This is a genomic window from Streptomyces sp. NPDC000983, assembly GCF_040299205.1.
GTDB lineage: Bacteria > Actinomycetota > Actinomycetes > Streptomycetales > Streptomycetaceae > Streptomyces.
This window is the reverse complement of the sequence record NZ_JBEPBM010000069.1, coordinates 1-21,061: the sequence shown is the minus strand read 5'-3', so window position 1 is coordinate 21,061 and position 21,061 is coordinate 1. Positions and strand designations below refer to the sequence as shown.

At 69.4% G+C, this 21,061-nt stretch carries 19 protein-coding genes, 1 tRNA gene and 4 pseudogenes; 17 read left to right on the top strand and 7 right to left on the bottom strand.

Annotated elements, in window-relative coordinates:
• The 5 genes and pseudogenes from ABT296_RS36735 to ABT296_RS36715 form a co-directional block, all read left to right on the top strand.
• A partial coding sequence (locus ABT296_RS36735; protein WP_351934180.1) for a hypothetical protein occupies positions 1–737 on the top strand: 737 nt, incomplete at its 5' end.
• A 143-nt stretch (positions 738–880) separates the two neighbouring features.
• Complete coding sequence (locus ABT296_RS36730; RefSeq protein ID WP_351934179.1) at positions 881–1,192, top strand: hypothetical protein; 312 nt, start codon at positions 881–883, stop codon at positions 1,190–1,192.
• A gap of 178 nt (positions 1,193–1,370) precedes the next feature.
• Positions 1,371–1,907 (top strand): hypothetical protein, encoded by a 537-nt coding sequence (locus ABT296_RS36725; RefSeq protein WP_351934177.1) that lies wholly within the window; start codon positions 1,371–1,373, stop codon positions 1,905–1,907.
• A gap of 234 nt (positions 1,908–2,141) precedes the next feature.
• Positions 2,142–2,390 (top strand): annotated as a pseudogene (locus ABT296_RS36720) (recombinase family protein); the annotation flags it as partial.
• Between the two features lie 214 nt (positions 2,391–2,604).
• Positions 2,605–3,171, top strand: a complete 567-nt coding sequence (locus tag ABT296_RS36715) for a DUF4352 domain-containing protein (RefSeq protein ID WP_351934175.1) — start codon at positions 2,605–2,607, stop codon at positions 3,169–3,171.
• A 282-nt stretch (positions 3,172–3,453) separates the two neighbouring features.
• Here the strand turns inward: ABT296_RS36715 and ABT296_RS36710 are convergent, their stop codons facing one another.
• Both ABT296_RS36710 and ABT296_RS36705 read right to left on the bottom strand, forming a co-directional pair.
• Complete coding sequence (locus ABT296_RS36710) at positions 3,454–4,179, bottom strand: hypothetical protein (RefSeq protein WP_351934173.1); 726 nt, start codon at positions 4,177–4,179, stop codon at positions 3,454–3,456.
• A 515-nt stretch (positions 4,180–4,694) separates the two neighbouring features.
• Positions 4,695–5,179 (bottom strand): annotated as a pseudogene (locus ABT296_RS36705) (hypothetical protein).
• Between the two features lie 141 nt (positions 5,180–5,320).
• On the opposite strand from ABT296_RS36705, the gene ABT296_RS36700 reads away from it, so the two are divergent.
• Positions 5,321–5,782 (top strand): hypothetical protein, encoded by a 462-nt coding sequence (locus tag ABT296_RS36700; RefSeq protein ID WP_351934171.1) that lies wholly within the window; start codon positions 5,321–5,323, stop codon positions 5,780–5,782.
• 148 nt (positions 5,783–5,930) lie between these two features.
• Here ABT296_RS36700 and ABT296_RS36695 read toward each other — a convergent pair.
• Positions 5,931–5,999, bottom strand: a pseudogene (locus ABT296_RS36695) (hypothetical protein); the annotation flags it as partial.
• Between the two features lie 191 nt (positions 6,000–6,190).
• On the opposite strand from ABT296_RS36695, the gene ABT296_RS36690 reads away from it, so the two are divergent.
• Both ABT296_RS36690 and ABT296_RS36685 read left to right on the top strand, forming a co-directional pair.
• The gene (locus ABT296_RS36690) at positions 6,191–6,607 is read left to right on the top strand and encodes a hypothetical protein (RefSeq protein ID WP_351934169.1); all 417 of its coding nucleotides are present in this window, start codon (positions 6,191–6,193) and stop codon (positions 6,605–6,607) included.
• 151 nt (positions 6,608–6,758) lie between these two features.
• The gene (locus ABT296_RS36685; protein ID WP_351934167.1) at positions 6,759–7,604 is read left to right on the top strand and encodes a hypothetical protein; all 846 of its coding nucleotides are present in this window, start codon (positions 6,759–6,761) and stop codon (positions 7,602–7,604) included.
• Between the two features lie 204 nt (positions 7,605–7,808).
• Here ABT296_RS36685 and ABT296_RS36680 read toward each other — a convergent pair whose 3' ends face one another.
• Positions 7,809–8,405, bottom strand: a complete 597-nt coding sequence (locus ABT296_RS36680) for a hypothetical protein (protein WP_351934165.1) — start codon at positions 8,403–8,405, stop codon at positions 7,809–7,811.
• Between the two features lie 279 nt (positions 8,406–8,684).
• Positions 8,685–8,762 (bottom strand) — tRNA-Met (locus ABT296_RS36675).
• 234 nt (positions 8,763–8,996) lie between these two features.
• On the opposite strand from ABT296_RS36675, the gene ABT296_RS36670 reads away from it, so the two are divergent.
• Positions 8,997–9,809: a competence protein CoiA family protein gene (locus ABT296_RS36670; RefSeq protein WP_351934163.1), complete on the top strand. Its 813-nt coding sequence runs from the start codon at positions 8,997–8,999 to the stop codon at positions 9,807–9,809.
• Positions 9,810–11,269: 1,460 nt separating this feature from the next.
• Here ABT296_RS36670 and ABT296_RS36665 read toward each other — a convergent pair.
• Positions 11,270–11,392, bottom strand: a complete 123-nt coding sequence (locus tag ABT296_RS36665) for a hypothetical protein (RefSeq protein ID WP_351934161.1) — start codon at positions 11,390–11,392, stop codon at positions 11,270–11,272.
• 94 nt (positions 11,393–11,486) lie between these two features.
• Here ABT296_RS36665 and ABT296_RS36660 point away from each other — a divergent pair, with 94 nt between their 5' ends.
• The 8 genes and pseudogenes from ABT296_RS36660 (at position 11,487) to ABT296_RS36625 (ending at position 20,364) form a co-directional block, all read left to right on the top strand.
• Positions 11,487–12,407 carry a tyrosine-type recombinase/integrase gene (locus tag ABT296_RS36660; RefSeq protein WP_351934159.1) on the top strand — a complete coding sequence of 307 codons (921 nt, stop codon included), beginning with the start codon at positions 11,487–11,489 and terminating at the stop codon, positions 12,405–12,407.
• A complete protein-coding gene (locus ABT296_RS36655; protein WP_351934157.1) occupies positions 12,367–13,464 on the top strand; it encodes a tyrosine-type recombinase/integrase in 1,098 nt (365 codons plus the stop codon). The genes ABT296_RS36660 and ABT296_RS36655 overlap by 41 nt, the downstream gene beginning before the upstream one ends.
• Complete coding sequence (locus tag ABT296_RS36650) at positions 13,461–15,068, top strand: tyrosine-type recombinase/integrase (protein ID WP_351934155.1); 1,608 nt, start codon at positions 13,461–13,463, stop codon at positions 15,066–15,068. Before ABT296_RS36655 ends, ABT296_RS36650 begins: the two co-directional genes overlap by 4 nt.
• A complete protein-coding gene (locus ABT296_RS36645) occupies positions 15,029–15,709 on the top strand; it encodes a tyrosine-type recombinase/integrase (protein ID WP_351934153.1) in 681 nt (226 codons plus the stop codon). Before ABT296_RS36650 ends, ABT296_RS36645 begins: the two co-directional genes overlap by 40 nt.
• Positions 15,699–16,109, top strand: a complete 411-nt coding sequence (locus ABT296_RS36640; RefSeq protein ID WP_351934151.1) for a DUF6262 family protein — start codon at positions 15,699–15,701, stop codon at positions 16,107–16,109. Before ABT296_RS36645 ends, ABT296_RS36640 begins: the two co-directional genes overlap by 11 nt.
• Entirely contained in the window at positions 16,106–17,281 is a 1,176-nt protein-coding gene (locus ABT296_RS36635) for a hypothetical protein (RefSeq protein WP_351934149.1), read from the top strand. Before ABT296_RS36640 ends, ABT296_RS36635 begins: the two co-directional genes overlap by 4 nt.
• Positions 17,282–17,582: 301 nt before the next feature.
• Positions 17,583–17,768: pseudogene (locus ABT296_RS36630) on the top strand (helix-turn-helix domain-containing protein); the annotation flags it as partial.
• A 178-nt stretch (positions 17,769–17,946) separates the two neighbouring features.
• Positions 17,947–20,364, top strand: coding sequence for a site-specific integrase (locus tag ABT296_RS36625; protein WP_351934147.1), 2,418 nt, complete (start codon positions 17,947–17,949; stop codon positions 20,362–20,364).
• 15 nt (positions 20,365–20,379) lie between these two features.
• On the opposite strand, the gene ABT296_RS36620 is transcribed toward ABT296_RS36625, so the two are convergent.
• The gene (locus tag ABT296_RS36620; protein ID WP_351934145.1) at positions 20,380–20,949 is read right to left on the bottom strand and encodes an NUDIX hydrolase; all 570 of its coding nucleotides are present in this window, start codon (positions 20,947–20,949) and stop codon (positions 20,380–20,382) included.
• Positions 20,950–21,061 lie beyond the last annotated feature (112 nt).

Here is a 21,061-nt window from a genome sequence, read left to right as displayed (position 1 = left end):
TGGCCGTTGCGTTCCTGATCCGGATCGCTGCCGACCCGCACCACCCGCACCGCACCGCCGCGCTCGCCGAGGTGCCCGCCCCGGCCCGCGCCCGCTACCTCGGCGTTGCCTCCCGCGCCGAATTGCTGCTCCACCGCACCGGGATCCGGCAGGTCGACTGTGACGATTACGGCTTTGAGGTGACCGGGTACCCGGCGGGCTGGTCGGTCGCCGCGGCCCGGGCCGCGATCACTGCCGACGCCGCCCTTCTCCTGCCTCTGCTGCACGACCCGGCCCCGGCGACCCGGATCCGTGCCGCCTATGCCCTGGCTACCGTCACCGACGTCGACGGCACGGTCCGCACCGCCCTGAGCGCCCGGTTCGCCACCGAGCCGGCCCCGGACGTCTGTGCCGCACTGCTCCTCGCCACCGCCGAAATCACCCGTGCCCGCCCCCACCCGCCGACCACCGCCCTGCTGCGCGAGTGCTGGCAGGACCGCACCCGAGCCGCCGAAGTCCGGCTGGCCGCTGCGATCGGATGGCTCTGCCTCACCGACGAATCCGTTCCCGACGACCTGCGCGCAGCCGTCGGCGGCCTCGCCACCGACGAGCGCGCCCGCACCATGGACGACCTGCCCTGGATGGCCGCCGCCGGCGGATCCGGCGAGACGGGGCTGCAGCGCTGCCTGCGTACGATGCTCCACCCCGAACAGCCTGACCCGATGCAGTACGACGACCCGTGGGCCCCGCGGTCCTGACGGCGAGAGCAGATCCTCACCTGCGTTCGGCGTCGAACAAGCGGACCCGGTGACCGCCGCCCACACATTGAGGGCCGCTTCTTTCGGATCGGTGAGGGGAGTGGAGGGCTGCCGGGCGGGCCGGGACCCTTACGATGCCTGCCGTGGATACCTCAGGGGACGGCTTGCGATGCGGGCTCTGCGGGCAGGTGATGAATGCCCGGCACGAGCAGCACCACGAGGAATGGGCGGTCAGCGCGGGCCGGCGGGTGGAGTACGTAGTGATCGGACTGCGCGGCGCCCATGCCCTCTATCAAGCTGCCGACGAGCCCTCCCGGACCCGCAAGACCCATGCCGCCGACCTGGCGAAGGCACTGGGGGTTGACCTGCCCGGTCTTCCCGGCCGTCATTACACGTGCCGGGAGACGCCGGGGGAGTACGGCGGCATCTTCCGGAGCGGCTTCGAGTTGGCCTGACATGCCGCAGCGCAGGGCCGTGCAGCGAAGCACTACGCGCCTTCACGGAGGTCTGGACGTCGGTGGGGCAGGGGTTGGGGCTTGCGTGTCACCATGATCCTGGGTGTTTGCCGGCTTGTATGGGGGTGGGATCGTGGGGGGCGTCGCGTCTGCGAGGTGGTCGGGCTGGCGGAGTCGGGTGGTGGAGTTTCCGGGTGCGGGTGTCGGGAAGCCGGTCGTTGTGGAGTTCCGTGCCGGTTTCACCTCGAGTTTCGACCTGTCGACGGTGCGCAGGGGTTCTTATCGTCAGCGGGCCCGTGACAGGCTCGTCACGATCGGCCGGACCGGGCGGTCGCACATTGTCCTGCCGGGTGACTGTGACGCTCTCGCCATTGCGCGGGTCGTGGTGGGCAATGAGGGCGCCAGCGGTGTGGGCCGGTGGAAGGTGCGCGTCGTGGACAGTGACGCGCTGCCCCGGCTCCCGGCCACTGAGGCCCGGGGCAGGGGGACGCGGACTTTCGGTTATTTCAGTCCCAAGCCGTACTTCGAGTACGCCCCGGTGGTGCACTACGACTTCATCGACTCTCCCGGCACCATCATCTACACGCCCGCGGGCGGCGGGCAGCGGCTGGTCCGTTTGACGTCCGCTGTCACCCAGAGGGGCACCCTGCGCCTTCCGCAGCACGGATACGTCACCGTGTCCGAACATGGCAGGTGGCACATCTCGGTGACCTGAACCCCGCCGACGTGAGCGCTCTCCATAGTGGTCGGACGGGCTGTTCGAGGGTGGCGAGGGCTCTGAACGGCGGCGGTGACCGGGGTGGTGCCGCAGCGGAGCAGGCGAAGGGATCCGCCGGCTGGTTGAAGGGGCGGGGAAGACAAGGGCAAGAGGGGCGGCCATGCCTTCGGTGCCCCGCGGTACGGGCAGCAGTCCGTCGACAATCAGCTCGTCCGAAGCGAGCAAGAAGCGGTCGTCCTTGACCGGATGCGGCAGTGGCGGACGGATGGACTGAGCATCCGCGCCATCGCCGCCCGGCTCAACGAGAAGGACATCCCGTCGAAGCGTGGCGGCCAGTGGCATCCGGCGACGGTGCATCAACTCCTCCTGCCAGAAGCCCCAGAGCGGGCACGCCGGCAGTCGGAGCGGGCACGGGCCGATCGTAAGGAGACGCAACGCCGGACGCGCGCGACGAAGACTCTTGCCCACTACACCGCCTGACGGTGCGAACGCCCCACGGCTCTGAGGCGGTCGCTGCGAACGGGGCAAGCCGCCCTATCAGGCAGACCGCAGCCATCCGCCCTGTCACCGGTCTCGCCACACTGCATGTATGCCCCGCCGCCCCCCGTTTAGGTGGGGCTTCCCCGTTCCTGGGGCGGACTGTCGGTTCTGGCGGCTACGATCCGGGCGCATCATCCGCGCCACTGGGGGGACCATGCGCCGCACCACCACCCTGCTTGCATGCCTGCTGCTCGCCGGGGCCGCCGGCTGTTCCAGCGACTCCGACGACAAGCCGGCCGTATCGAAGGCTTCCGCCGAACCCGCAACGTCCAGCCCTTCGCCGTCACCCTCGGCCAGCCCGAGTCCGGACGTCTTCAAGCTCCGGGACATCGCCGACATCACCCTCGACGGGCTCGATTTCACCGCCACCGTTCTCGCGTTCAAGGACCGGGGCATCAGCGGCGGGCCCGGCCTGCTGAACGACGGGCAGAAGTGGGCGCTCGCCGAGGTTAAGGTCTGCAACAAGGACGACGAGTCGTTCGGCGTCACCCCGTTCAAGTGGTCGCTGGCCTACGCGGACGGGGCGCGTGTTGAGCCGACTCATGTGAGTGGCTCGGGGCTGCCTGGTCCGGTGTATCCGCTGGAAGCGACGGTCAAGGGCGGAGATTGTGTCCGGGGGAACATCTTCTATCAGGTGCCGCCGGAGGGCCGGGCGGAGAGCGTGATGTACGCGCCGGAGGGTCTTGATGAGCCGGTGGAGTGGGAGTTGGCTAGCAGCTAGCTGGACACGAAACGACCCCGGCTGCAGCCCCCACCGAGAGCATGACCGAGGCTGAGACGACCCGGCTTATCGAGACCGCACACGACTCCTCGCCCCTACGCCCTCGTCATGCTGCTCTACCTCACCGGCGCCCGTGTTGGCCTGCCCGAGGAGAAACCGTGGTGGGTACAGTCCTGATCGAGTGTCATGTGAGCGTCGAGACGCTGGGTTGCGCGGATCGGCTACGTCGGTTCGGGGCAGGCGCTTCGGTACGGTCGTCCTGCCGACTCGACCTGGTTGGTGTCAGTCGGTCTGTTCCATCCAGACGATCTCGTCGTAGCGGTCCACGCTCGTGTCGGTCTGGTGGATCAGCCAGTAGGACTCGATGCCGTTGTCGTTGTGCAGGTGGCCGAAGAGTCTCCAGGCGGAGACCTTGCGGAGCACTTCGTCGTTGAAATCCCAGTTCCAGTCGTCCCCGAGGTCGACCAGGTTGAGCTCGGGAGGGTCCTGAGGGCTCCACAGCAGCGAGCCACCGAGTTGCAGGGATCCGTCGGAGGGGACGTAGTCCTCGCCCAGCAGCTCCATCGGCCCTACACGCCGCCCGTACTCTGCCATGGCCTCTTCGAGGGCCTGGTGCATCTTCTTGGGATGCAGGTCCTCGGAGTGCGCCCACCATTCGGGGTGGGTCCACGCGGCGTAGCCGTGGAGGTATCCGTTGTGCTCCGGCTCCGCGTCCGACGGCATCTGACCGCTGGGTTCCGGAAGCCACTGCGGCGGCCCCTCGGCGGGTACCAACAGAGATCCGCCGTCGGGAAGCCCGAGCCCGAGGTCCAAGTGCTGATGCGGCAGAGCGGCGCAGTCGATGATCATTGTCACCTCGTGCTCTCCCTTCCAGTATCCGACCCTGGCGCCCAGGCTGTCCTTGTTGATGACCACGCACGGCCGCAGACAGCGCAGGATCTCCTCGACGGCGCCCTGGGACACCCCCATGGCACGCGCTGACTCCATGAATTCCTGGTTGTTCAGCATGCCGCACATCCTGGCAGGTCCAACTGACAGCCACGTCCAACTGCCTTTGCAGCAGTTCTCTTTGGAGGAATCGGCACTCGAAGCCCCGGTATGCCGTCCTTCGATCTCGCTGCCTCATCTGCAGGGGCCGCCACCGAACTGCCTGGCGTTCGGCGCGTGAAACCGGCCCTGAGCCCGCGGGCGCGCCGACAATCGTACGGCGAGTAGCACCGCGAAGGAGACGCACGAGGCGAGCCGCCGGTCTGGCCGTACCCTGCTTCGGCGCTGACCGTCCCCCGCTCGCCCTCGCCCCCGCCCTTGGCCTCCGGCCCGGCGACGGCGGAGACAGTGCCAAGTACCGGCTGCATGTGTTCACCGAGCTGAAGAACTGCGGCTTGGACGATGTCTGTGTACAAGGCATGCGGCCCTGGCAAGTACGCCGACACTGCCTGCCTCAGTCTGGCCGGGCGCCGGGGCGGCGTCCTATTCGCCAGGCTCGGCGAGGGGGGTGTACGAGTGGCGTCCGGCCGGGGCAGTCAGCTGAGCCGTGGGTTTGCGAGCAGCACGACGCGGTCGGCCTCGACATCGAATCCGAGAACGGGGTGGAGCGGATCAGACTCCGGAGACAAGATCACCGGCTTGCCGAGCCGGCGCCCGATCGTCCGCAGCAGACTGCACAAGAGATTGACGCCGTCCTGGCCCTGCAGTTCCCGCAGATCAATGTCGAAGTCGACTGAGGAGGCCTCGTAGGCTCGAAAGATCACCAGGAATCCTGCGGCGGGCCAGACCCTCAGCACTGCGTCGGCATTCTGGCTGCGGGCCAGCATGTCAACGGCTCGTGGTAGCCGGACCGGCACACCGTCCTCGGAGTACTCACACGGCCACCCCTGCGACCGCACCAGGTCAAGCACAGTCTGCCAGTCCTCGACCGAGGTGTCCGCCACACACACACATCCGGCAACGACCCCGTCAGGTCGGGGTCGAAGAAGTTCCTGACGTCGTCCCACAGCAGATCTGGCATCCCGCCATGCTGCCTGGCCACCCCACCCGAACGCAGTCCCATTTCCTTGGCGCACCGCAAAGAGGCCGCGGGCGCCGAGTACCTCGCTGCGGTGTCAGCTCGCCCAGAAGGAGGGGGCAGGGTCGCCGGGACAATCGAGGGATGATCACCAATGAGATCCGGTTCGATTGCCAGCAGTGTGGCGACAGCGGTCCGCTCGTAGTCGTCCCTCACATCGACGGAACACCGCTCACCGAGCTGATCGATAGCTACGAGATCGCGGCCCGGATGCAGCCTGCAGGTGATGCCTACGGTGGTCTGATTCCGGAGTTCTTCCGGTTCGGCCCGATGCAGGATCACTTCCTCGGCCTGTCCACTGGCGCGATGGGGCCGAAGACCCCCGTCCTGGGTTGTGAATGCGGCGAGTGGGGGTGCTGGCCGCTCATGGCCCGCATCACCGCGACAGGAGCTCTCGTGACCTGGGACGCCTTTGAGCAGCCTCACCGCAGGACCCGCGACTACGCGGCATTCGGTCCCTTCCAGTTCGACCGCCGCCCCTACGATGACGCCTTGTACGCCCTGAGCGCGGTGATCGGCTCCGCCGCCGGCGGCACGGGCGCATGAACACTGCCGTCAGCCCGTCTTGCCGCACATGGAGTGCAGGGCCAAGGACAGCGGCGGGGGACTCGTCCTCACCGTCGGCGACGGGCAGGTTGTGCCACCAGTGACCGCATCCGCCCAAGCAGAAGCGTTCGCGGCGCCGTTTGTCCGCGACCGCGAGGACCTCGACCAGCAGCCGGAACGCCTTGAGTCGTTCGTCGACAGTGGCGAGGCCGGCGATCTTCCCCAGGTGCTGGTCGATCGGGCTGCAGGTGATCAGAACAGCAGGCCGCTATCTGGATCTCTTGCACTCGGCAGACATGATGAGCTGGTCTTTTGTGTGGCTTACAGTGTCAGTCACCTCTCGTAGAGTTGCTCAGTGTCACCGGAGCTGATTCGGCTGGCACCGCGCGAATGGGAGGACCCGCCCGCATGACCACCCCGCCGTCCGAGCGCACTCTCATATACGCGGAAGACCTCAGGCCTGGGGACGTTCACGCCCTGGAGACGTTCCTCAACGTCCAGTTGGGGCGGGTGTACGAGGAGGTCGGCGAGACTGGTGAGACGTCCTTCGCGATGCGGTCTCTGCTCATCCTGGTCTGCGACTCGGCCGGGCTCCTGCACACCCTGCTCGCAGTGGAGCGGCCAGAGACGTGGCAGCGGGCCGCGATCGTGCGCGAGTGGCAGCGGCTACGCAGTACGGCCCACGAGTTCAACCACTGCGAGGGCTATGACCATGATCGCTGGTGGAACCAGGTGCGGCACTTCGACGCCTCTGACGAGACCAACGAACAGGACCGGATCCGCAGGTTCGCCGACGTCGGGCTGCGCCCTGAGACCGGACACTAGCGTGAGGCGAACGGGGTCCGTCAACCAGGCTGCTCGACGTCCTCTCCGCCCGACCGACGCCGCCCGAGCGGGAGCGACGGGGGCGGGGACTGTCGGAGGCCTCGCGTAGGTTGAGCACCGTCGCAGTCGAACAGATTGAACGAGGGACACGGTGAAGGCATACGACCTGGGGTTCGGAGAGTGCGTGGACGCGCTGTCGGTCCGGCCCGGCAAGCCCGTCGAGATCGATCTGCCCGGGGCCCTTGTGGCCGGGTGGTGCGGCGGTCGTGCGCCCGGCATCGCAACGGCCTCCTGGCCCCGGAGCCCTGTCACGGGACTGCCGATGACCCATGTCATCACCCTCGAACTGCCGGAGGACTACCGGCGCAAGGGCCAGGACCTGGTAGCCGTCTCTTTCTTCCACGCCGACGACCACGTCGCCGACGACATCGAGGGCGTGGACGAGCTGCTGGCGGGCACCGTGCCCACCCCGGAGCAGGCCGCCGATCCGTTCCTTGCCGCGGTGGCCGCGGCGGCCGCAGCCCGCCACCCCCGGCAGCAGGACCTTCAGGACATGATCGGCGGCGCGCACGCGCTCATCTGGCTCACCGCCGAGGAGTTTGCCGCGCCCCGCATCGATCCCCCGGCCGACATCCGGCCGGACGGCCTGGGCGACAAGTACAGCCGCGGCCAGAACGCCTGGGACGACAGCGCCCCCGAAATCACGGTCTGGATCGGGGAGCGCACCGGCGACCCGAACACCGGCATCGCCCCGGCGGAGGACGGCGAGGGCGGCTACGTGGAGGCCTGGTCCTCGGACGACAAGGGTCTCGACGCGTTCTGGTCGTCCGTGGAGGGCATCTCGCACCTCGGTGGAACGGTGATGCCCTGCCAGACGTTGCCGCAGGGGCTGACGCCGTACGTCTTCGAACTGGAGGACGGCGTCGGCGGGGTCAACTTCGGCGGCGGCAACGCCCAGATCGACCTGGAGTCGGGCGTCTTCGACTGGGCGCAGTAGCAGACAGCGGGCCCGCTGCCCACGGGGTGTGAGCCGAGGGCGTACGGGCGTCGCGCACACCCCGTGGCGTGCGTCCGCCGCGGCGCGTACGTCCACGACCAGGGCCGGCTGGGAGCACGGACGGCTGCTCATGGTGCAGGAGCTCGCCACGAAACTGGGAACCTCCGAGGAGGAGGTCCTGGAGGGACTGGAGTCCGCCAATGCCTACTCCATGCTCTCCCCGGACGTGCCCGACGCCGACAACATGTCCCCCGCGGTCGCCGAGTCAGGGGCAGCGTTGCCGACGACTTCCGCCAACGCGTCGGCGGCGTCGGGGGTCAGCCGGTAGAACCCCTGAAGGCTGACTGAGTTCTCAAGGCGGCCGTCCACCACGTACTTCAGACCGCGGGTCTGACCTCGGCGGTTGCGCCAGGTGAGTTCGGCAAGCAGTTCCCCGGGGATGGCCGCATCGAAGCGCACGGGCGTCGCGTCCACATGCACGGCCATGGCGCCGCAGCCGCCGGCGCCGAGCATCGACCAGTCGCCGTGCCCGGGATATGCAGGGTCCTCCCACGTCGTGGGGGCCGCGCCGCAGCAGTCGCGTCGCTCCATGTCGATCACCCGCAGTCGGCTCACCACGAACACCTCGCGCCGGTTGACATGCAGCCCGTACACCTCGTCCCCAGCACGAGCCCCCGTCCACGCGGGCAGGGACGAGTGAACGCCGCTGAAGGCGACCGGCGGGCGCTCTCCCACGCGGCCCGCTCTGCGCAGCGCACGGCATGTGTCATGGGTCCACAGGACGGTGAAGGCATCAGACATGCCGTGATCCTATGAACGGGGACTGACAGCCGACCCGCAGGGACAGCACGCACAAAGCCTCCCGCAGAACTGGCGCTCAGGCCTGAAGCTCAGACGTTCTTCACGTTGCGGGCGTTGATGAGCGAGCACTGATGGCCGCGGGCTTCCGGCAGGTAGAAGAACGGGCGCGGTAGTGACCCATCGCCTCCATCACGGCCCGCGGGGCGCCCTGGCAGACGAGCCGGTCGCTCGTGAACGACTCCGGCCCCCGGCGACGTCATGTCGCCGGGGGCCGGATCGTGGTAGCGGGGGCGGGATTTGAACCACGCGACCTCTGGGTTATGAGCCCAGCGAGCTACCGAGCTGCTCCACCCCGCGTCGGTGCGCCCAGCGTACGGGATCTGTGCGGCCGCGGCGGGGGATTTCACACTGCGGCGCGACGAGTTGGCTCGTGCGGCCGTCGGACGACGGCGCCGAGGAACAGGAACCTCCCGCGTGCGGCCGGGCCCGCCCGCGGCCCTTGCGGTCGTGCCAGAGGCCATCGACGTCGCCGCTGCCGGGCGGGCAGGCTGGAGGGATGCTGGCGGCCAACAGTCAAGGGGGAGCGAGCCGATGCCACTGACCGCGCGCTGGGACGCACACGGGACGCTGGATGCGACCCTCGACGATCTGGGCTGCGGCGTGTGGTGGGAGGCGGTGTACCGGGTGCGGCCGCGACCGGTCCTGGCCTGCACCGGGTGCGGTGGGCCGATGCACGCGAAGGTGTCCGCACGCGGCGGCCGGTTCTTCGCACACGACCGCCGCAGCCCGCACTGCGCGGCGGCCGGCGAGACGGAAGAACACCGCGTCCTCAAGCGGGCGCTGGCCTCTGCCGCACGCCAGGCCGGCCACCAGGTCCAGCTGGAGGCCGGTGCCGCGCACGGCGGCTGGCGGGCCGACGTCCTCGTCACCGCGGCGGCGGGCGGGAGGACCGCGCTGGAGGCGCAGGTGTCCTCCGCACCCGTCGACGACGTCCTCGCCCGTACCCGCCGCTACCAGGACGACGGGCTCGGCATCGTGTGGTTCACACACCGTGCCGCGCGCTGGCTCGACCACGTGCCCGCCGCCCGTCTGTACCGGCCCGCGGCACCGGATGGGCCGTTCAGCCGGCTGTACCCGCTCGTGAGCCGCTTCAGCGCTGTGGCCTGCGCGGAGGTCTGCGACCCGCGCCCCTTCTGGCACAGCCCTGTTCATGCCGGCTGGGGCCACAGCGAGGAACGGGACCTGGACCAGTTCGTCGCCGACGTCCTGCACGGCCGCCTCGTCCCCAAAACGGCCACCACTGCCCTGGGCACCCGCTACGACGGCTGGGCCGCCCCAGAGGACATCACGACGGCCGCCCAGTACGCCGCAACGACCCGGACCGCGCCGCCCACACCCACATGACGCACGACCACCCGCGCCCGGCCGACCAACGGCCCCTGGCCCACGCCCGTGCCCTGACAGGGGGACCCCGGCCGGCCAACGGGCAGGCCTGTCTGGAGGTGCTGGTCTGCTGCTCGCGCCGGGCACCGCGGTGGTGGGGGTGTGCGGCCGGCGGGTGGTGTGCGCCCTGCCGGTGCCCGCCGGGCCGGCTCTACCGTCGTGACGGTGTCCCGGCGGCTGGCCGGGCACGAGATGAGGGCGGGGATCGGGATGGAGCGGCGGAGGGTGCTGGGCGCGGGAGTCGTACTGGGTGCCGCGGTGGCCGTACGGCCGGCGGCGGCGTGGGCCGCCGAGGGCCCGGCGGCGGTGTCGGAGGCCGATCTCGCCGCGGCCCGCACTCTGTTCGCCGCCGGCGCCTACGACCGGCTCGGCCGGCTGCTGCCGCTGCTCCTGGACCTCAGCCGAGCACGGCGTCCGGTCGGGCCCGGCCGGCGCCGCCCGGGCCGCCGGGGTGTGGGTGCTGGCCTCGCGGCTGGCCGTCAAGCAGTCCCGCACCGGTTCCGCCGGCGCGTACGCGGCCCTGGCCGGCGCGGCGGCCCGCCGCTCGGGCAACGCAGTGGTGCTTGCCTCCGCCGCCCGCGCGGCCGTGACCCCGCTGCGCCGCACCGGTCGCGCCCACGAGGCCCTCACCCTGCTGAAGGAGGCACATGCCCACCTGGCGGCCGTCTCCCCGCCCTCGGCCGCCGAGCTGGACGCAGCCGGGCATGGTGGCGCTGACCGCCTCCTACACCGCCGCACAGGCCGATCTGGGCGCCACAGCGCGGGACTTCGCGGAGGAGGCCGAGGACACGGCCCTGTGCCTGGCCGGCCACCCCCACGGCGGCGGCCGGCCGTCTCAGCTGTCGGCCGGCCAGTGCGCGCTGTACCGGATCGGGATCCACCGCCACCTCGGCGACGTCGACACCGCCCTCGCCCACGCCACCGCCTGGACCCCCAGGCACTGCCGACGTCCGAGCGCCGCGCCCGCACCGCCACCGACACCGCCCGCACCCTGCTCGACGCCGGCGACCCCGCCGGCGCCTTCGCCCAGCTGCGCCTGGTGGAACTCGCCGCGCCCGGTGAGGCCCGCCGCCCCTCGGTACGCGCCCGGACCGCCGAGGTCGCCAAGGCCCGGCCTGGCCTGCCCATCCTCGACGCCTACGCACCGCCCCGGGAAGCAAGACGTCACCCTGGTAAGGGAGTTGCTCAGAACCTGTTCTTGAACACTGCTGCTGGGCCTGTTGCGAGTCGTGTGGCAGGAGTGACGATCTCCTTCGTCCGCCGGGGTCTGTGGGTAACTGACAACTCGGCCCGCCCGCCGACGGATCCAGAGCGTGTCACGGAACGCGGGCCTCCGTCTGGGCGCCGTTTTGAGTAATGGTGAGGGTCCGTCAGCGTGCTGACGGACCCTCGTGCAACATCGAGCTAACGGCGAGCGCCCTTTACGGGAAGCCGGGCCCGCCGCCGCAGCAGGCGACGGTCTCGCTGTGGCCGGCGCCGGCGAGCGGTGCTACTGCGAGCACCGCCGCCAGGGCCACGAACACACCGAGTACGGCTTTGCGCATCACATCTCCTTGTCGAGGGAAACCCTGATCCGGCCTCTTCCGCCGGTTCCTGGAGTTCGCGAACGACTACCCGTGGCAGTGGACGCCGGCCCACATGGACGAGTGGTCGGTCTCGTTGACCAGCGAGAAGCATCTGGCACCGTCGACGATCCGCAGCTACCAGGGCACCGTGCGAATGTTCAGCGAGTTCCTCATCGACGGCCGCTACGGCTGGGGCCCTGCCTGCGAGCAAGCCTTCGGCACCTTCCCGGTGGCGGTCTGTCATGAGTGGAACACCATCGCCCACCTCAACGACTACGAAGGCGACCCGGAGGCGAAGCCGTTCACCCGGGAACAGTTGCAGCTCTTCCTCGACTATGCCGACGACCAGGTCGAACGAGCCCTGCGGGCGAAACGCAAGGGCGCCCTGGCGGCCTACCGCGACGCCACCCTCTTCAAGGTGATCTACGGGTGGGGTCTGCGCCGGACCGAGACCTCCAAGCTCGATGTGGTCGACTTCGGACGCAACCCGCAGGCCTGTCAGTTCGGCCGGTACGGCACGCTCAACGTCCGCTATGGCAAGGCCAAGAAGGGCCAGCCGCCGCGGCGTCGGAACGTGCTCTCGGTGATGGACTGGGCCGTCGAGGCGGTCGCCGACTACGTCGAGAACGTCCGTCCGCGTTTCGGATTGCCCGATCACCCCGCTTTGTGGATCACAGAGCGCGGTGGACGTCTGCGGCCCGGCTCGATCAACGACCGGTTCGAGGCATACCGCGACGCCCTTGGTCTGCCGAAAGAGCTGGTCCCGCACTCCTTGAGGCATTCGTACGTCACGCATCTGACCGAGGACGGGGTGGACCGCCGCTTCATTCAGCTTCTCTTGAGCCGCTGGGGGCGTGTCCACGACGTGCAGCACGAGCCTGAGGTGGGTGGAGATCTGTGTGGTGACGGTGGTTATCTACCGCCGTCCATCACGCAGATTCCTCGGAGGCTTGATGCTGGTGCAGAGGGTGTTGATGCCCGCCTCGTCGCTTGAGTCGTGGACGGTCCTCGGCGACGGAGGCGGCACGGTCGAGCCGATCGAGCGCTACCTGGCCTACCTGACCGACATCGAGCGCTCGCCGAACACGGTCAAGGCGTACGCCCACGATCTGAAGGACTGGTTCGTCTTCCTCGGCCAGCGGGCGCTGGACTGGCGCGAGGTGCGACTGGAGGACCTGGGCGAGTTCGTCGCCTGGCTCCGGCTGCCTCCCGCAGGCCGTGACGGCCGGGTTGCGTTGCTGCCGTCGGCGGAGCATCACTGCGGGGTGACCACGGTCAACCGGAAGCTGTCGGCGGTCAGCGGTCTCTACGTCTTCCACGCCCGTCACGGCGTGGACCTGGGCGATCTGGTCACCGAACTGCAGCCGGTCCGCGCCCGGCGCACGGGCTGGAAACCCTTCCTCTACCACCTGGCCGGCGGCCAACCCGAGAGACGCCGCACAATCAAGCTAAAGTCGCCCCGCACCCACCCGACGATCCTGACCGCCGCCCAGGTCCAGGCGATCCTGGACGCGTGCACCCGGCTGCGGGACCGGTTCTTGTTCGCGCTGCTGTGGGAGACCGGGATCCGGATCGGTGAGGCACTCGGGCTCCGTCACGAGGACCTGGCGGCGGCGGAGGGCGAGTTGGCGGTCATACCCAGGGTCAACGACAACCGGGCCCGCGCCAAGTCCGCCTCGCCCCGCACGGTCCCGGTCGGCCCCGAGATCGTGCGCCTCTACGCGGACTACCTGCATGCCGAGTACGGCGACTACATGTTCGTCAACCTGTGGGCCGGCTCCTACGGGCACCCGCTGACCTACGCGGCCGTCTACGACCTGGTGCTGCGGATCCGACGCGACACGGGCACCGACTTCGACCCGCACTGGTTCCGGCATACCCGGGCCACCATGCTCCTGCGCCGAGGCGTGCCCATCGAGGTGGTCAGCACCTTGTTGGGGCACTCCTCGATCGCCACCACGCTCGACATATACGGCCACCTGTCGGTCGAGGACGCCCGTCGCGCCCTGGAGGCCGCAGGGTTCCTGACCGGGCGGGAGGTCAGCTGGTGAGCGAGTCGTTTTCTGCTGTTCCGCTTCCCGGCCCCGGGCTCCTGGGCAAGCTCATGGCCGCGGTCAGGCCCGAGTTCCGGGTCGACGTGTTCATCCCCGCGCAGGGAGAGCTGATCTTCGGTCTGGGATCGTGCCTGGTTCCCGGGTGTCCGCGTCAGCCCCGCACCCGCCGGCTCTGCCGCGGCCACTACTACCGCTGGCAGCGACGCGGAGGCCCGGATATGGAGGCGTTCATCGCCGATCCCGGCCCCGGGCCGGTCGGCAGGACCGAACTGACGGCCTGCGCCATCGCCGGCTGCCGCTACGGTGCTGCCCGCCAAGGGCTGTGCGTGCGACATCACGGCTTCTGGGAGCGAGCGGGCGAGCCCGAGAAGAAGAACTGGATCGCTGGGCTGCCAGCCGTCGCCGACAGCGGGCACCGGGTCTGCCGCTTGTCCTTCTGCACCTTGTGGGCCCAGGGGAAGTCGCCGTTCTGCCACAACCACAAGTCTCGCTGGTACGCGGTCGGCAGCCCCGACATCGAGGAGTTCACACGCCGCTGCGAGGCCGCCGGCGACGACCGCTTCGACTTCCGTCCGCTGGAGGCCAAGCGGCAGTTGAAGCTGGAACTTCAGTACGCGCTGCAGTGCCGCCACGACGAGCGGCAGGTCAACACCCACAGCCAAGCCGTAGCGCCCGTGATCCGTCTGGCCGCCTCCGGGTCGGCAGGCTCCTTGCTGGAGTGGCCGATGGAGCAGTGGAGCGAGTTCTTCGCCTCGGTGCGCGGGGCCAGCCATGACCAGAACGGGCAGCTGGCGTTCCTGCGCTACGCGCACGAGCACCTGGAGGATCTCGCCTGCGGCAGCGGCTGGGAGACGGAGTTCCCCCGCGATGTCTGGGTGCTGCGTCGCCTCGGCATGGAGGAAACCGGGGCCCGGTTGCGGTTCGACCGTATCGCCCAGCCGTGGCTGCGCGAGCCGGCCAAGCGGTTCGTGCGCTGGCGGCTCAGCATCGGCCGCAGCGTCAACCAAGCCGTCGTCGACATCCTCGCCCTCAACCGCTTCTCCGGCTTCCTGGCCGACCTGCACGTCGCCGCGTCCGACCTGGCGGCGGTGGACCGGAAGGTGCTGGAGCGCTACCTGGCTGATCTCGCCACCGATCCGCGCTCGACACGCACGCGCAGCCGGGACATCAGCTCGCTGAACGCGTTCTTCCACGCTGTGCGCCGCCACGGCTGGGACGAGACCCTCCCGGCGAGCGCGGCCTACTACCCCGATGATTTCCCCCGCCCCGACAAGCGGCTGCCCCGCGCACTGGCCGAGCAGGTCATGGCCCAGGTCGAGCAGCCCGCCAACCTTGACCGCTGGCACAACCCCGAGGGCCGCCTGGTGACGCTGGTCCTGATGCGGTGCGGACTGCGGGTCGGCGACGCCTGCAATATCGCCTTCGACTGCATCGTGCGGGACACGGACGGCGCCGCCTACCTGCGCTACCTCAACCGGAAGATGAAACGCGAGGCCCTGGTCCCCATCGACGAGGAGGTCGAGGGCGAGATCACCGCCCAGCAGCGCCGGGTGCTGCAACGATGGCCGGCAGTCGGTGGCTGTTCCCGGCCCCGCGGATGAACCCCGACGGCACCCGGCCGCTGACCACCCACTCCTACCGGGGCCAGCTCGCCGTCTGGCTGGAGCGCTGCGATGTGCGCGACGAGCACAGCCGCCCCGTGCACCTGACGCCCCATCAATGGCGCCACACTTTTGGAACCAGGCTGATCAACCGGGACGTTCCCCAGGAAGTCGTACGCGTCCTGCTCGATCACTCCTCCGGCGAGATGACCGCGCACTACGCCCGGCTGCATGACACCACCGTTCGGCGGCACTGGGAGAAAGCCCGCAAGGTCAACATCAAGGGCGAGAACGTCACCGTCGACCCGGCCGGCCCCCTGGCCGAGGCCACCTGGGCCAAGCAGCGGCTCGGGCGCGCGACCCAGGCCCTGCCCAACGGCTACTGCGGCCTGCCGGTGCAGAAGACCTGCCCGCACGCCAACGCCTGCCTGACCTGCCCGATGTTCATCACCACCCCCGAGTTCCTGCCGCAACACCACGAACAGCGCCAGCAGTTGCTGCAGATCGTCTCCGCTGCCGAGGCCCGCGGCCAGGCACGGGTGGTGGAGATGAACCGGCAGGTCCTGGGCAACCTGGAGCAGATCATCACCACACTGGAAATTGACCCCGATCAGCCGGAGGCCACCGCCGATGCGAGCTGACAACAGCCAGCACATCATCGAGGCCGCCCGCCGCCGCAGCGAGTACACCCGCTCCAAGGCCATCCAGGCACTACGCTCCCTCGACGCGGCCGTAGAACCGGTCACCTTCGATGCCGTCGCCAAGCACGCGGGCATCTCACGATCCTGGCTCTACGGCCAGTCGGACCTGCGGGCTGAAGTCGAGCGCCTGCGGGCAGCACACCGCCGGGCACCCGCGTCCCCGGTTCCAGCGCGTCAGCGGACCTCCGATGCCTCCCTCCTGCGGCGACTCGAAGCCGCGAACACCCGCGTCCGGCAACTCACGCAGGAGAACCGCCGCCTCCGCGACCAACTGGCCGGCGCGCTGGGCGAACAACGAGCCGAGAGAATCACGCGAGACCAAGCGAGGGGACAACGATGAGCACCGCCGACGAGCAGAACCGACTACTGCGGCGCCCCAGAGCCGCTCTACAACGAGCCCGGCGGGAACAGGCGACGTGGGCGGACCTGGCCTACTGCGGCGTTCAGGACACCGATGAAGGTCCCGTTACCGACCGCAACAGATCTGCACGCTTCGCGGTTCTGTGGGCGCTGCAATACGACCGCCGCCCCCAGGACCTACAGCTCCTGCGCTTCCTTCTCCAGCAGCAGACGACCTACTACCGCGAGGCCGTCCCCTGGGGCATAGCACCCGACCTGACCCTGGCCGGGTTCCTGGTCGCTGAGCACCGGCAGGTCGATGACCTGTGGCTGCACTGGGACGCCAAGAACATCAGCTTCGACACGGCCCTGGGCTACCACCTCTACCACCTCCTCACCGCAGGCATCACCGCCAGCGCCGAAGCGGTGCGGGCCAGTTCCCACCCTGACCGCGACCGCATCCTGGGCGACATCACATCGGCCCGCCACACCGACACAGTGGTCGAAGAATGGCTGGACCAGCAACGCGCACGATTTCCCGCCGACCCGGCCGACGAAGGGCTCAAAGCGTGGGCCTACCACGCAGCGCGCCTGGGCGAACGCGAGGCATCCCGCCTGTTCATGACCGAGTGGGCCGCCAGCGAGCCTCGAACCGACGACACACTCAACACACTGCAGTTCCACCTCGCCCACCTCGGCTACCTCGCCGAAGCCGTGGACGTGCAGAAAGAAGCCGTCGCGCTCAACGATTCGTGGTCAGGAGCGAAGGGGAGCAAACTGCTCACCCTCGCCAGACTGCAACGACGAACCGACGACTTCGCGGGCGCATGGCAAACGCTTCAGGAGGCCCAGCGCGCCCTGCCGCCCGACAAGCGAGGCATCGAGCAGGGCAAATGGCGGCACTTCGTCAAGGAGTGCTTCCTTCTCGTCCCGAACGCACCTGACACCTCCACCGCGCAGCGTCTCCTCGCTGCGAGTGAGCAGGATCTGCAGGGGATTCCCCGACTCTGGATGGACGGAGTCCTCGACGCCGCCATCGCGGCCGCCGAACACATCGGCGATCCGCAGGCACTCCACCGCTACGGCGAGCTCCAGCAGGTCGCGGCCCGCGAGCGAGCTCAGGAGGTCGGCCGGGCAACCCGCCCCTCTCCGTCAGGACCGGCAACCTCGTGAACCCCAGCACCCTCAGCACGCAGACGAGCCAACCCGCGAGAACTCGTGGCGGTACGTCTCGCGCTGATATCGATCGGTCAGCTGTCTTCCATGCTGCCGACCCGACCAACTCCGCGTCGACAACATCGTCGTCAACACGAACGCCAAGGTCACAGGGACGACGCTGGTCCGGACTCAAGATAATTCAGCAGCAGGTCGGCCACGAGAGCGACAGCTCCCTGGCCATCTATACGCACGTCAGCGACGACTTCATGAACACTTCCCTTCACAAGGCACTGGCTCCGGCGTTCGCCGGGGTCCGATGAGGAGGGATCCGCCGATGGCCGCCAAGCTCGACTACCACTGGCACCTGCGCAAAGTCATGGCCGACCGCGGGATGTTCTCCACCACCGACCTCATCCCTCCGCTCGCCGAACGGGGTATCACCCTGTCCTCGAGCCAGGTCTACCGGCTCGTCGTCGAGCGACCGGAGCGACTCAGCCTGAAGATCCTCATGGCCCTGCTCGACATCCTGGACTGCACCATGGACGACCTCATCGAGCCCATCGCGGTGGCCGGGGCCGTGAAGAAGCCGAAGAAGGCAGCCGTCGGCGGCACGGCCCCGACACGGAAGGACTCGGCGGACTGCGGCCAAAGCGGGCTCGGATCAAGGGTGTTGACCGGCCATGACCACCACCGGCTCTCTCGACCGCGCCGTCACCGACCCGATCGGCCTGATCACGGACCTGGCCGCGGACGCCGAGAGCGAGCTCGGCTCCGAGGCCATCCGCACCGTGGTCACCGCGGTCGCGGGCGGCCGCGCGAAGTCACGGAACCTGGCCAAGTTCCTGGCGACACGGCCCGCCGTCCTGACCGACGGCCGGTCCCCGGCGCCACGGGCCGTCGGTGACCTCCTCATCGCCCTTCGCAAAGCCGGCGCCTCGGCGATCGCGCCACCGGTCTGCGCGGACTGCGGGAAGGGGCTGCGAAGCCTCCAGCGGCAGGGCCAGGACTGGTACTGCTCGGTCTGCATCAAGGAGACCACCGAGTGCACCGCCTGCGGCAACACCCGGCGCGTCACCTTCCGGGACCGCAAGGGCCTGCCCCGCTGTTCGATGTGTCCCGACCGCGATGGCCGTGACCCAGCCACGGCCATCCACGCAGTGATCAACACGATCGCCCCGGGCGCCGACCGCGACGGGGTCGCCGAGGCTCTGCGCCGGTCGGCGCCCCACCGTCCCCACTATCGCCAGCGAGTGGTCTGGGCCCTGGAGGAGAACCCTCGCCTGCTGACCGGCGAGGCCCACCTCGCCCCGCACCGCGCCATCTTGAGGTTCATCGACCTTCTGCACGAGGCCGGTGCCGAAGGGATCGTCCGGCCGTCCTGTCCTCGCTGCCACCGGGTGGTGCGCATCGACAAGCCGCTCGACGGACAGCGGGTCTGCCGCAACTGCATCGCCAAGTCCCGCGTCGAAGAATGCGTACGCTGCGGAGCCCGCCGCGACCCCGCCACCCGCGACGACCAAGGGCGCCCGCTGTGTCCGAACTGCCTGGTCAACGACCCCGCGAGCGTCGAGGTCTGCATCAACTGCGGAAAGCGGAAGCGAGTACAGAACCGCACCTCCGACGGTCCTCTCTGCTCGAACTGTTGCCCCCTGCCCGTCCTCGTCTGCTCGATCTGCGGCCGCACCGCACCCGCCACCCACTCCCGGCTGACCGGCCTGCCCCGCTGCGGCGGCTGCGACCGACGCCAGGCTCACTGCACCGCATGCGGGCGGCTTCGCGGCATCCACTCCGGGACCGCCGACGCCCCGGTCTGCGGCCCCTGCACCGCACCGGACGCCGAGCTCTGGCGCCCATGTCCCACCTGCGGGGAAGCAGAACGACTGCGAGCCGCCGGCCCGTGCCCTCGCTGCACTCTCAAGCAACGGCTCCACGAACTTCTCGCCGACGGCTCGGGCTCCATACCTCCGAAGCTGCAGGCCCTCAACGACGCTCTGGCCGAGACGGAACGGGCCGGCACGGCGATGCGCTGGCTGGCCGGCGGCATCGTCTCCACCATCCTGTCCGATCTCGGCTCCGGCCGTCGGCCCCTGACACACGAGGCCCTGGACGAACTCCCGGCAGGCAAGGTCGTCGAGCACATCCGCAGCGTGCTCGTGGCCACCGGCACGCTGCCCCAGCGGGACGAACAGATGGTCCGCCTGGAACGGCACGTGAACGATCTCGTCACCTCCCACACCACCGCCGAGGGACGGAAAATCCTGCACCGGTACGCGACCTGGCACCTCCTGCGACGGCTCCGCCGACGCAGCCGCGGCAACGACATCACGCACACCCAGCTCACCGTCGTCCGCCAGCATCTGCGGGCAGCCGTCCATCTCCTCAACTGGATCGAGGCCCAGAGCCTGACACTCGCGACCTGCCGTCAGGCCGACCTTGAACGCTGGATGACCGGCGACGACGTCCGTCACCTCCGGGAGGCGGGCCACTTCGTGCGCTGGGCTCTCGCCCAGAAGATCGCCCGCGATCTCAGCTTCCCGGCCGTCAGATGGAACGGCCCCTCCCAGGCGATGGACGACGAGGCACGCTGGGCCACCGCCCGCCGTCTGCTGCACGACGACACCCTCAAGCCCGAAGACCGCTTCGCCGGCCTGCTGTTGCTCCTCTATGCCCAGTGGCCCGCGGCGATCTCCCGGCTCACCGTCGACCAGATCGAGGAGACCGACGGAGCCGTCCGCCTCCGCCTCGGTACCGTCCCCGTCGACTTGCCCGGACCGGTCGCTGAACTGGCCCTCCACCAGGGCGCGGTCCGCTGGAGCCATGCCGTCCTCGCCCGGACAGACTCACCCTGGCTCTTCCCCGGCGGCCAGCCCGGCCGCCCGATCAGCGTCTGGGCCATGGGTGAGCGTCTCCGCAAACTCGGCATCCGGCTCGCCGAGACCCGGTCGACCGCCCTGTTCCAGCTCGCTACCGAGCTGCCCGCCGCGGTCCTCGCCCGCACCCTCGGCATCGACATCACCGTCGCCGTCAAATGGCAACGAGCCGCCGCCGGAGACTGGGGCTCCTACGCCGCCGAGGTCAGCCGCCGGAACAGCTCCTGAGATCCGTCCCCCGGATCAGCTCCCGCCGACGAGCCCGTTCCGGACGAAACCAAGGTCGACGGGCGTCGCCGGTGCACCGTCTTTCCGCACGTCAGCGAGCAATTCGGGCAGCTGCGGCGGCCACAACGGCTCACAACCATCGGACAGATCAGCTGGCGACCACCATCGCCACCGCAGGATCTTGTCTGCGGCATGCGAAGCGGCAAGGTCGCCGACTGGGTCCCGGCGGGGACCATGCGCGAGGAAGATGTGCTCGTGCTGGCGAACCGGCACCCCTGCCCTGGTGAAGTCGTGTTCCCACAGGCACAGCAGGGTGCCGTCGATGTCGATGTCGGTCCATCCGGTCTCCTCGCGCAACTCGCGCTCAGCGGCCTGCAGTGGAGATTCACCCGGATCCAGCCCACCACCGGGCATCGCCCAGTGGACGCCAACTTCCTCGTTGTCATACCGGAGCATGAAGACCGACCCCACCGGGTCCAGGACTGCGACTCTGGCTGCTCGTCTGGGTATCCGCATCGGGCCAGCCTGCCAGCATCGAACACCACTGTCGATCATGTCCACGGCCAGGCATTCGGAGAGTTCCAATACCCGAGCCACCATTACGGCCCTCCGCGACCTTCATTGAGGACGCCTATCAACGCGCTGTCGCCAGCACGCTGGCCGAGCTGACCGGGAAGGACACCACGGCATGAAGATC